This window comes from Clostridium sp. 001 (assembly GCF_019056555.1).
In the GTDB taxonomy this organism is placed as follows: Bacteria; Bacillota; Clostridia; order Clostridiales; family Clostridiaceae; genus Clostridium_B; species Clostridium_B ragsdalei.
On record NZ_CP020473.1, the window covers coordinates 1126477 to 1138795 of the forward strand.

The 12319-nt window shown below is 30.7% G+C and carries 10 protein-coding genes; 7 read left to right on the plus strand and 3 right to left on the minus strand.

From position 1 onward, the window contains the following. Window positions 1–42: 42 nt before the first annotated feature. The 3 genes from B5S50_RS05015 to B5S50_RS05025 form a co-directional block, all read right to left on the minus strand. On the minus strand, window positions 43–1209 hold the full coding sequence (locus B5S50_RS05015) for a phosphoglycerate dehydrogenase (protein WP_065077918.1): 1167 nt from the start codon (window positions 1207–1209) through the stop codon (window positions 43–45). 319 nt (window positions 1210–1528) lie between these two features. Continuing rightward, window positions 1529–2335, minus strand: coding sequence for an alpha/beta fold hydrolase (locus B5S50_RS05020; RefSeq protein ID WP_065077919.1), 807 nt, complete (start codon window positions 2333–2335; stop codon window positions 1529–1531). Window positions 2336–2408: 73 nt separating this feature from the next. Continuing rightward, window positions 2409–3776: an APC family permease gene (locus B5S50_RS05025; protein WP_065077920.1), complete on the minus strand. Its 1368-nt coding sequence runs from the start codon at window positions 3774–3776 to the stop codon at window positions 2409–2411. 479 nt (window positions 3777–4255) lie between these two features. Here B5S50_RS05025 and B5S50_RS05030 point away from each other — a divergent pair, with 479 nt between their 5' ends. The 7 genes from B5S50_RS05030 (at window position 4256) to B5S50_RS05060 (ending at window position 12283) form a co-directional block, all read left to right on the plus strand. Then, complete coding sequence (locus B5S50_RS05030) at window positions 4256–4906, plus strand: GTP pyrophosphokinase family protein (protein WP_065077921.1); 651 nt, start codon at window positions 4256–4258, stop codon at window positions 4904–4906. A 16-nt stretch (window positions 4907–4922) separates the two neighbouring features. Next, window positions 4923–5597, plus strand: a complete 675-nt coding sequence (locus tag B5S50_RS05035) for a response regulator transcription factor (protein WP_065077922.1) — start codon at window positions 4923–4925, stop codon at window positions 5595–5597. Next, window positions 5594–6823 carry a cell wall metabolism sensor histidine kinase WalK gene (locus tag B5S50_RS05040; RefSeq protein ID WP_217303269.1) on the plus strand — a complete coding sequence of 410 codons (1230 nt, stop codon included), beginning with the start codon at window positions 5594–5596 and terminating at the stop codon, window positions 6821–6823. The genes B5S50_RS05035 and B5S50_RS05040 overlap by 4 nt, the downstream gene beginning before the upstream one ends. Before the next feature lie 181 nt (window positions 6824–7004). Then, a complete protein-coding gene (locus B5S50_RS05045; protein WP_254306752.1) occupies window positions 7005–9716 on the plus strand; it encodes an EAL domain-containing protein in 2712 nt (903 codons plus the stop codon). Between the two features lie 93 nt (window positions 9717–9809). Next, window positions 9810–10856 (plus strand): heme-binding protein, encoded by a 1047-nt coding sequence (locus B5S50_RS05050; protein WP_065077924.1) that lies wholly within the window; start codon window positions 9810–9812, stop codon window positions 10854–10856. A 156-nt stretch (window positions 10857–11012) separates the two neighbouring features. Further along, entirely contained in the window at window positions 11013–11921 is a 909-nt protein-coding gene (locus B5S50_RS05055; protein WP_217303271.1) for a GGDEF domain-containing protein, read from the plus strand. 137 nt (window positions 11922–12058) lie between these two features. Then, window positions 12059–12283, plus strand: coding sequence for an AbrB/MazE/SpoVT family DNA-binding domain-containing protein (locus B5S50_RS05060; RefSeq protein WP_217303770.1), 225 nt, complete (start codon window positions 12059–12061; stop codon window positions 12281–12283). Window positions 12284–12319: the final 36 nt, after the last annotated feature.

Genomic DNA, 12319 nt, shown 5'->3' on the forward strand with positions numbered 1-12319 from the left:
AAATACCCTATGCTGTCCTTTTATCCGATGACTATAGCATAACTATCTAATAATTCTTACCATTACAACTCCATCGATTGCCTTAATTTTTTCCAATACTTCGGAAGTTACATTTCCATCAACATCTATTATATTGTATGCAATTTTTCCCTTATGACTATTTAACAGACTGGCAATATTTATTTCATTTTGTGCTAATATAGTTGTTACCTGTCCAACCATATTAGGAACATTAATATTTCCCACTAAAAGTCTTATGTGACCTTTATACTCTAAATCACAATTTGGGAAATTTACTGAATTTTTAATAGTACCTCTTTCAAGAAAATTTCTAAGTTCCTCTACTGCCATAGCTGCACAATTTTCCTCCGATTCAGGCGTTGAAGCTCCTAAATGAGGAATTGTAATAATATTGTCATTTCCTATTAATTCATCCTCTGGGAAATCTGTAATATAGCAGCTTACAGTGCCATCTTCTATTGCTTCAAGTAAATCTTTATTTACAACTAGTCCACCTCTTGCTATGTTTATTATTTTCATACCTTTTTTCATAATTGCAAACTTTTCTTTATTAATCATACCTTTTGTATTATTATTTAATGGAACATGAATAGTAATATAATCTGCTTCAGCAAGTAAGTTATCAAAATTCGTCTCTTTTTCTACCTTTCGAGAAAGGTTCCATGCTGAATCTACAGATATGTATGGGTCATACCCTATTACCTCCATACCAAGTGCAAGTGCATCATTGGCAACTGCTGCACCTATAGCACCAAGTCCTATAATTCCAAGCTTTTTTCCTTTAATTTCTGGGCCTTGAAACTGGCTTTTGGATTTCTCCACTAACTTTACAACATCTTCACCTTTTCCTTTAAGAGACTTAGCCCAATTTATTCCCCTATATATCTTTCTTGAAGAAAGAAAGAGAGATGCTAAAACTAACTCTTTAACACCATTTGCATTAGCTCCTGGTGTATTAAATACAACAATTCCATTTTCAGAACATTTGTCTATTGGTATATTGTTAACTCCAGCTCCTGCCCTTGCAATTGCTTTAAGATTTTGAGGAAGTTCGGCATTAAGTAAATTGAAACTTCTAAGAAGAATTCCGTCTGGATTATCGAAATTTTCCCCAATCTCATATAAATCATTTGGCATTGTATTAAGTTTTTCTTGTGAAATGTTATTGTACTTTTGAATTTTAAACATTTAATTGCCCCCTATATCGTTTATCTGATGGCTGCCTACTGTAATACTCCTCCCACTAAGTAACATTCCTTGATAGAAAATAGCTTGACCATTTGTCAGATTTATTATTATATTATCAAAATTCAAGCATTTGGGCAACTCCTCTATAGAAATTAATGTATTTGCTTATAGCTTTTAAAAATACTTGTATATCCTATCTTTTCAAGATAAGAGTTTGTCAGTGTGTTGATCACCACCAAGTTACTGCCAATGCTAGGCGCACTAAAAAGAGCTGTACACTAATTTTTTAGTGTTCAGCTCTTTTTTTATGCTTCCAATATTATAGTGAATCCATAAATGATTTAATTGTATTATTGAAGTCATCTGTTTCCTCCCAAAATGGGCAGTGACTTGATTTATCAAAAATTTTTATTTCAGAGTCTTTAATTTGTTCGTGAAGCCAAAAACCAGCTGCTGGAGGATTAAGTTTTGGATCACCTCCAAATAAAATAATAGTTGGTACATTTATCTTTTTAACAGTCTCTCTGTAATCTTGATAAGTTTGGTTTAAAACAATTGCTTCAGCTATTACAGGGGGTATTTTCATCATTTGACTTAAAAAGAATTCAGAATCCTTCTCGTTAGGTTCATGAATCATTAAATCTATTAATTCTTTATAGAAAGGTTCTCTATCTGTTTGAGTTATTTCAGATATATCTCTTAAATCATTTGTAGTCATTACGCCTAATTTCCAATCTGGCCATGCAAAATCGGATGCTGATTGGTCTACACATATTAAGGCACCAACTTCATTTGGAAACATATCGAAGTAATCCCAAATTACCATAGAACCCATTGACCAACCAAGTAGTGTAGGCTTTTGCAAATTCAATTCCATAATTAATTCATGAAGATCGGAAGCATATGTTTTTACTGTATATCCTTCTAAAGGCTTATCTGAATCTCCGTGTCCTCTAAGATCGACGGCTATAGCATGATACCCTGTATTTTTAAAGAAAGATATTTGTTTTTGAAAAAAATCCTTTGAGCACAGCATTCCATGTACTAAAACAATTGGTTTGCCATTCTTATCTCCAGATTCGACGTAATCAAGTCTTACACCTGATTTTGTATAAAAACTACTCATTTTAAATCACTCCTTAAATATTTTAATAGATTTTTATAATTTATTATTGAATGATATCAAAAACAGTATATAATTATAATGCTATTTTATCTTTGTCAAATTCTTGATTTTTTGTCTTACTTTTATATATAAGTGTAAAGCTATACCCCAAAACATACCAGATCAAAATTATATATGGAAATATATTATTAGGGAAGGCTGGTACAGGATATATATTAGCATAAAATGTGTACGCTAAAACTACCAAGGCTATTATCGGAAATATAAGATCTTTGTTTGTCCAAATTTTATTGTGCTTGAAATAAACTATTGAACCAAGGCAGGTTATAAAATATGCAATTAATAATGACATTGCACCAAGAGTACCACAATATCCAAAGATTATTGTACCATCATTTTTGGATAAAAGAAACACTAAAAGTAATGAAAAAATAAGTAAAACATTTAATGATACATAAGGAGTTTTGTGTTTTGGATGCACTTTTGAAATTATTTTAGGAACATTTCCATCTTGACTCATTGAATAAAATAATCTACTTGCAGCAGCCATAGCACCAAGTCCAGCAGAAAAAGCAGATAAAGATACTACAAATGATGTTAAATATGTATAAAATGTTGGCATGTACATTTTTGATAGGTCTGCAACACTTGAGGGTGATTTTGCTAATGCTGCAATACCATCTTTTGAATGGCTGAATCCTAATACAAGGGCGTAACTCGTAAGTACAAAGAATAAACCTGACATAATTACTGTACTTGCTATTGCTAGTGGAATTGTCTTTTTAGGATTTTTACTTTCTTCACCATAGCTTGAGGCACCTTCAAATCCAGCAAAGCATAATATTGCAAATACTATTGCTTCTCCAATGTTTGAAGGACTATTCTTATTTATTTTAAATGGAATTGTGCTGAATCCTGTTTTACTTATAACAACTATGGCTAGGATTATAATTAAAAATATTGATACAAATTCTAGTATTAGCATTATTTTTGAACTTAGCTTTACATCTGAAAAACATAAATACCAACTTAAAAATAAAGCTACTATGGTATATGGAATCCAACCTATATTTATGCCTGTTGAAGTTGCAATAAGGTCATTAAACATTGAACCAAATGCTGAAAGGCAACCAGCTGTAAATACTGAATAAGTCAAATAAATAGCCCAACCTGATAAACATCCTACCTTTTTACCAAGGGACTCTGTTGTAAAAGTATATACAGAACCTGCAGTTGAAAAGTATTGATTAAATTTCACAAAGGATACAGCAATACATCCTAAAAGCACTATAGAAATTAAGAATACTAGGCTCACAGAATATGAGCAAATACTTGCCATTAGTGGTACATTAAGAGCCATTGCAGATGAAGGTGCTATCATAGCTACTGGCAAGGCAACAACTTCAAGATAAGATAACTCATTTTGTCGTAGTTTTTCCATAATTGGTACACTCCCTTTTAATATGTTTCTAATTTTTTGTAATAGTATTTAATAAATTATAAGCATTGCTATATGCTGCAGTTTAATAATTTTTACAATAGTTTAATGGCAATAATATAATTTTTATATAGTTTTTTTAACAAATTAATAATATTGTAGGATAAATAAATCAAAATTTCAATAGTTTTTTTGTTATATTAAAAAATATGTCAAAAATGCGAGTATTTTTTAGTAAATAAGAATATACATATATAATTATGTATAAAATGATCAAATTTCTGAAATTTATAACCACTATCCTATATTTAGCATGTTAAAATTACCTATAAAATAACTTATTAACACCATATAATTTAACCTATATTTAAGGTTACAATGTTATATTTTATCTGATGGCTACCTAATGTAACACTTCCAATAGGTAAGATTCATTGATATTAAAAATTGAAAATAATTATTTCGATAAGGAGGAATACCTGATGCAGCAGTCTAAATATGACATTAAATGTGAAACACTGTCACCTGAACATGAATTCTATAAAGAATCTTATATACTATTAGAAGGAACAATTATTGAAGTTATCTCAAGATTGGATATTATTCGAAAATACAAAGTAGCAAAGCAATGTAAAGATCCTATTGAACACTGTAAGGCGAGAATTAAGTCGGCTAAAAGTATGAAAAAAAAATTGATGCGAAAAAATTTACCTGTTACGGTAGAAAGCGCTTTAAAGGAAATCCATGATGCAGCTGGAATCCGTGTTATCTGTCCATTCTTAGATGATATTTATTGGATTGTAAACATGCTAAAGAACCAGCATGATATTAAGATTATTAAGGAAAAAGATTATATTCACAATCCGAAACCCAATGGCTATCGTAGTTATCATATGATTTTACAAGTACCATTGCATCTAGAAAACCGGATTGAAATGGTGTACTGTGAGATTCAAATACGTACTATTGCAATGGATTGTTGGGCAAGTTTAGAGCACCAGTTAAAATACAAGAAAAACATTCCTAATGAAAAGATGATTATTAATGAATTAAAACGTTGTGCAGATGAAATTGCTTCAACAGATTTAAATTTGCAGACTATTTCAGATATGTTAAATGAAATACAATATTAAGATGGAGAAGATAGATATGAAAGTTTTACTTGCGGAAGATGAAAAAGAATTGTCAAATGCACTGGCTGCCATTTTAAAACATAATAATTATTCAGTGGATGCTGTGTATGATGGAGCAAACGCGTTAAAATGTGGATTATCCAAAAGTTATGATGTGATTATTTTAGATATTATGATGCCAAAGATGAACGGACTTGAGGCATTGGAAAATTTAAGGAAAGAAGGAATACATACACCGATTTTGATGCTTACTGCAAAGACTGAGATTGAAGACAGAATTCTTGGACTAAATACAGGAGCAGATGATTATTTGAACAAACCTTTTGCTATGGGAGAATTGCTGGCCAGAGTTCATGCTATGACCAGACGAAAGACCGAGTTTACACCAAGCTTAATTAAAGTAGGAAATATTAGCCTCAACAAAGAAAACTATGAATTATCAAGTAAAAAATCCTCTCTAAGACTTGGCAACAAGGAATTTCTTATGCTTGAGATGCTAATGAATAATCCAAAATGTTTGATTTCCACAGAACAGTTTATGGAACGAATTTGGGGATATGATGAGGAAACTGAGATCAATGTGGTGTGGGTATACATTTCTTATCTGCGTAAAAAGCTGGCATCTTTAGGTGCTAATATAAAAATTAATTCAGGGAGAGATGCCTGCTATAAATTGGAGGAGATTAAATGATTAAAAAATTGCAGAGAAAATTCATTATGATTACAATGGGTTCATTGGCTTTAGTTGTGTTTATTCTCCTTGGCTCCATTAACGTAGTTAATCTTTATCAGATAGACCGTAAAGTGAATGGTGCCCTTAAAATTCTTTCAGAAAATCAGGGAAAGTTTCCAATATATAAAAAAGGAAAGCTGCCACCTAATGAGCAAAGATTTGGTTTTCAAATGAATGCAGAAACCCAGTTTGAAACACGGTATTTTGTAGTAAAGGTCAATAAAGACGGTAGTATCCGAGAAATTGATACAAGCCATATTGCTGCTGTTTCTTCAACCGATGCAGCAGGATATGCCAATAAAGTACTGGGTGAGGGTAAAACTAGTGGATATAATGACATCTATAAATATGTAGTAGTAAATGATTCGGTTGGTCTAATGCTTGTATTCATGGATTGTAGAAGTCAGATCCAGATAGCTACTTTATTTTTACTAACCTCTTGTGGAGTTGCACTAATAACTCTTTTGCTTGTATTTATTCTTGTATCTATTTTTTCTAAAAAAGCGATTAATCCCATTATTGAAAATATGGAGAAACAAAAGCAGTTTATTACGGATGCAGGACATGAGATCAAGACGCCGCTTGCTATTATTTCAGCTAATGCAGATGTGCTGGAACTAACTCACGGTAAAAATGAATGGATTACAAGCACTCGAAATCAAATTACCCGTCTTGATAAGCTTGTAAAAAATTTACTAACACTTTCAAAGATGGATGAAGGTAATATTAAATTGGTATTTACTGATTTTGATTTAAGTGATGCAGTTTTTGAAACAACAGCTCCATTTGGTACCATTGCAGAGACACAGCATAAAAAGTTTCTAATGGATATTAAGCCAGGAATAAAATTACATGGAGATGAAGATAGTATTCACCAACTTGTTTCTACTCTTGTGGATAATGCTGTAAAGTATTCTAACGAAAAAGGAACTATCAAAATTTCTTTGTCTGCTGCAAAGAAAGGATCAAAGCTAGAAATATATAATACAACAGATGAGATTGATAAAGAAAATTTAGACAAGTTATTTGACAGATTCTATCGGGCGGACTCCTCAAGATCCAGAGAAACTGGAGGTTATGGAATTGGACTTTCCATTGCCAAATCCATTGTACAGGCTCATCATAGAAAGATTTCAGTTAGAAGTGAGGATGGAAAATCCATTTGTTTTACTGTTCTAATCTAATTAAAGTATCTATTACTGCTTCCTTAACTTTAAGTCAATGCCTACGAAAGATAAAATTTCTACAAAAAATTTTGTAATTGTACATGTTATGACTTAAAATAAATTATAAGCAGTATATAGATCAGTTTAGAGGAGTACGCCGATGTATGGAATTTTATTCAGTATAAGTTTTATAGTTTCTATGATTTTATTAGTTTTTCTGTATAGAGTAAAAAACGCTGCCATTGCAAAGTTATTGATCATAAGTACTTTACTTGTTTCTTTCTGGATCTTAATGGAAATACTTAGCTATTATATAAAAGTAGGTGAAATTGGATTTTTATTTCAGAAGGCAGAATTTATCAGTATAGTGTTTATTTCACCACTTTACTTGTTAACAATAAATGAATATGCTAATAAAAATAAAAAAGATCTTTATTTTATTTTATTGATTTTTATTATACCGATATTATCATTATTGTCTTTAATTTCTAACAGTATACCATACAAATTTATGTCACATGTTAGTATATCATATATTAAGGGTATTCCCATATTGTTGTACGTACCAAGTATCGGATTCTACATTAATATCATTTATACTTACAGCAGTATTTTGGTTGGATGTTATATTCTTATGATAAGAGCAATAAATTCTCCAAAATTATATCGCATACAAAGTACATTTATTTTTATAGGTACAATTATATCAATCGGACTCAACTTTTTGTTTATTAGTCCTAATTTTAAATTACTCTTCATAGATGCTACTCCTATTTGCGTACTATTAACTTTGATTATATTATACTGGGGCATATTTCATATGCCTAAGCTAGTAATGGTACCAATTGCAAGAGGTCTTTTAATAGAAAATATTAAGGACATTGTTATTATAGTAGATTCTTCTGATAAAATAATAGATATTAATCCAGCAGGCATTAAACTTATAATGTCTTTTAAAAATAAGAAATTTAATATTAAACGAGAGATGAATTTTATAGGGATAAAAATTAGTGACATATTAGAATTCGTACCGGACATAAAATATGTTGATACAATAAATAATACAAGCAATGAATATATAATTACCTTTAATTTTAATGATAAAACTTTTTACTATATAGTATATAAATCTTCTATTTTTGATACAGATAAATCTGAAATTGGCAGATTATTTACCTTTCACAATGTAACTAAAATGCAGGAATACACTAATAATCTTAAACAACTAAATGATGAATTATTAATTTCATATAGAATAATCGACACTTCAATGGAAGGTGTATTGATAACAGACGCTTCTGGAAACATTATTAAAGTGAATGATTCTTTTCAGAGAATATCAGGATATAAAAAAGAAGATTTAATAGGAAAAAATCCAAGAATACTTAAATCAGGCCGTCATAATAAAGCTTTCTATTTAAATATGTGGCAAAATTTAATTGCTAACGGTTATTGGGAAGGTGAAATTTGGAATAAAAATAAAAATGGTGAACTATATCCTAAATGGATGTCAATAACATCTTTAAAAGGATCGGATGGAACAGTAGAAAATTACATTGCTATTTCTACAGACATCAGTAAAATAAAAAAGACAGAAGATAAACTTCACAGCCTTGCCTATTATGATTTATTAACAGGAATACCAAATAGAACTCTCTTTTATGAAAGACTTGAGAGATCACTTATAAGAGCTAATGATAATAAAAAGGCAGTAGCTTTGCTATTTATGGATTTAGATGGTTTTAAAGTTATAAATGACTCCCTAGGTCATGCAGCGGGAGATTTACTTCTTAAAGAAGTTGCAGCTCGAATTAAATCTAGTATACGTAAATCTGACACTGTATCAAGGCTAGGGGGAGATGAGTTTACTGTAATACTTGAAAATGTAGACAGTCATGAATATGTAAAAGCTGTATCACAAGCTATCATTGATAAAATACTGCTTCCTTATAATATACTTGATCGGGAAATAACTTTAGGGGTAAGTATAGGAATAGCTTTAGCACCCTATGATGAATCTACTGTTGAAGGTTTAGTGAGAAAATCAGATGCTGCAATGTACGATGCGAAGGAATCTGGGAAAGGAAAATACTCCTTTTCTTCAAAGGAAATTGAGAAGAGAAACCAGGAAATTCTTGAAATGCAAATAAGGCTCAATACAGCACTTCATAACAATGAATTTAGATTATATCTTCAGCCTCAAACTGCCTTTGATGGAAATGAATTTAAAATAGTTGGTGCTGAAGCCCTTATCAGGTGGGAAACAGCAGATGGTAAAATATTTACACCAGATAAGTTCATACCTATATCTGAAAGCAATAGAATGATAATACCTATTGGTAACTGGATATTAGAAGAAATTTTTAGAATTGATAAAGTATTAAAAAGCAATGGTATTAATATTAAATTATCAATTAACATTTCATCAAAACAATTTGAAAATAACAATTTGGTTTCAAAAATTAAGGAGATTTTCAAAGAAAATAGTTCTCAAAATATTGATTTAACAATTGAAATAACAGAGAGTTTTTTGCTGCAGAATATTGAAGAAGCAATACAAAGCCTGCTGGAAATAAAGAAATTAGGAATTGGCATTTCAATAGATGACTTCGGTACAGGTTTTTCTTCTCTGAGTTATTTAACTCGTTTACCTGTAGATTATTTGAAAATTGATAAGTCCTTCATAGACGATATTGCAAATATAAATTACAAGAATATTACCCCAAGTATTATTTCTATGGCAAAAACACTTAATCTAAAAACAGTTGCAGAGGGTGTAGAAACTCAAGAACAAATTAACAGATTAATAGGTGAAGGATGTGACGAACTTCAAGGATATTATTTTAGTAAACCCCTTGCTATCAACGATTTTATCAAATATGTAAAGCAATATAACATTAATAAAAATTAACAAGTACATATTCCACTCCTTTTAAGGAAAAAATATAAAAAGTACATTTGAAGTTTTAAGTAAATTATATATTCCAAGAAAGGAGTCTTATTAATGAAGATAAATAAAAAGTCATTTCTTGCATTAATTTTATCACTTATGTCGGTAGTACCTTTTTCTGGCTGTCAAAATACTACTGGAAACAATGAATCAAAAACTACTACCGAACCTGCAACAATTGAAGCAAAAAATACTAATATCAAAGTAGGCCGATCTATTGTAAATTTAGCCCTTGCAAAACAAATTACTACTGCAGCTGAGGCAAAGGCAAAAGAAATAAAGGTTCCCATGTATATTACTATTGATGATGCTGATGCAAATTTAATTTCTATTAATAGAATGGCTGGCACAATTTTGGCTAGTGAAAAAATATCACAGGGTAAAGCATATACTGCCGTTGCACTAAAAATGCCAACTAGTAAACTTACATCTCTAGCTCAACCAGGATCATCTTTATATGGTATACAAAATAATAGCAATATAATTATTTTTGGTGGAGGTTTCCCTCTACTACTGAATGGTGAAATTATTGGTTCTATTGGTGTAAGCGGTGGTTCTGTTGAGCAAGACATGCAAGTAGCTCAAGCTGGTTTGAAAAAATATAAAGAAATTGCTGAAGGCTTGAAGAGCAACTCTGTAATAACACAATCAGAGGCATCTAAAAATATAACTGGCACTAAAATAACTGATTATGGAATTAATGTTGAACTAGCAAGAAAAATGGCTATTGCAGTTGAGAAAAAATCTGCTGAAATCGGCGTACCAATGTGGTTCTCTGCAGTAGACAAAGGTGGTAATCTAATTTTAGAGCAAAGAATGGAAGAAGCTTTGCTGGCAAGTAGAGAAATTTCATTAAACAAAGCATATACAGCAGCTACTCTTAAGCTTCCAACAGATGAAGTTTCAAAACTTTCCCAACCTGGAGCTCCTCTATTTGGTGTCCAGTCTGTTTCTAGAATGATCACGTTTGGAGGCGGATATCCACTTTCATATAACGGAAAAGTTATAGGTGGTGTTGGTGTAAGCGGCGGATCTGTTGAGCAAGACATGCAAGTAGCTCAAGCCGCTATGGATGTATACAATGCAGAATTGAAAAAATAGTTGAAGAAAATAAAATTTTAAAATACAAGGAAAGAAGGTAGCAATCAGCTATCTTCTTTTTCATTGTCAATTAACATCTTGTTTAACAAGTATGTAATTGTAAGAACAAATATGATATCATTAAAAATAATGGACTCTATTTTAGGGGGAAAAAATATGGAAAAAGTTAATACAAGTAATAAAAGTATTAGTATGAATACATTAATTAACACCATGTCAATATTTGAGACATTGTATGACGTAATTAGGGTAGTAAACCCAGTAAAAAAACAATTACTAGATTTAAAGTTAAACAAGATTAATGAACTGGAATCTTCTTGTTATAATCTTTGGAGGATGGGAAAAGTATGTAGTAATTGTGTTTCTGCTAGAGCTTATAATGAAAAAGAAACTTTTGTAAAAATAGAGTACACTGGCAAAAAAGTCTATATGATCACTGCTATACCAGTTGAAATTGATGGTTTACCAGTAGTTCTTGAACTTCTCAAGGATACAACTAAAAGTGGAGTTATAGAAAATATAGAAAATAAAGATATCGACACTATACGTCATGCAGTAAATCATATAAATGAACTAATAGTACTAGATCCTCTTACACAAATCTTTAATAAACGATTTATATATGAAAGACTTCCAGCTGACATAATAAATAGCTTATTAAACAATAAGCCATTGTCATTAATAATGGCAGACATAGATTTTTTCAAGAAAGTAAATGACATTTATGGACATGTAGCTGGAGATGAAGTCCTTAAAGTGGTTGCTTCTATACTTAGTGGTTCTGTGAGAAAAGATGTGGATTGGACAGCTCGCTATGGTGGAGAAGAATTTATAATCTGCTTAAAAAATGCCAGTGAAGATACAGCAGTAAAAATTGCTGAAAAAATGAGAAAAGCAATAGAAAATACTATAATAAATTATGAAGATTCCTCTATAAAAGTCACTGCAAGCTTTGGTGTTAAAACATTATTTCAAGAGAACCTTAATGAAGAAGATCTAATAAAAGAAGTAGATAAAAAATTATACGAAGCTAAAAATTCTGGAAGAAATAAGGTAATAGCATAGCAAAAAGGGACTGGTGAGAAGTTCCTTTTTTAGCTTCTTTATTGACAAATACCTACCTACATGGTATAACAAGTAATACTAATTGTATAACTTGTAAAAGTATTATAAATCCTGAAAAAGAGGTATGATCTATGAGTATGAAGGTTCCAGAAGGGAAATTTATTAGTACTGTAAAAGTTGGTGAAAAAGGTCAAATTGTAATTCCTAAAGGAGCAAGAGATTTATTTGATATAAATCCTGGTGACACGTTACTCTTACTTGCAGATAAAGAACAAGGAATTGCAATTGTACAAAATGATGGCTTTTTAGATTTTGCCAATGCTATTTTTGAAGCACAAAAAAAAACAGAGGAAAGTGATTAATAATTGAACCTCAATAATATGACAATTTATGTGTCA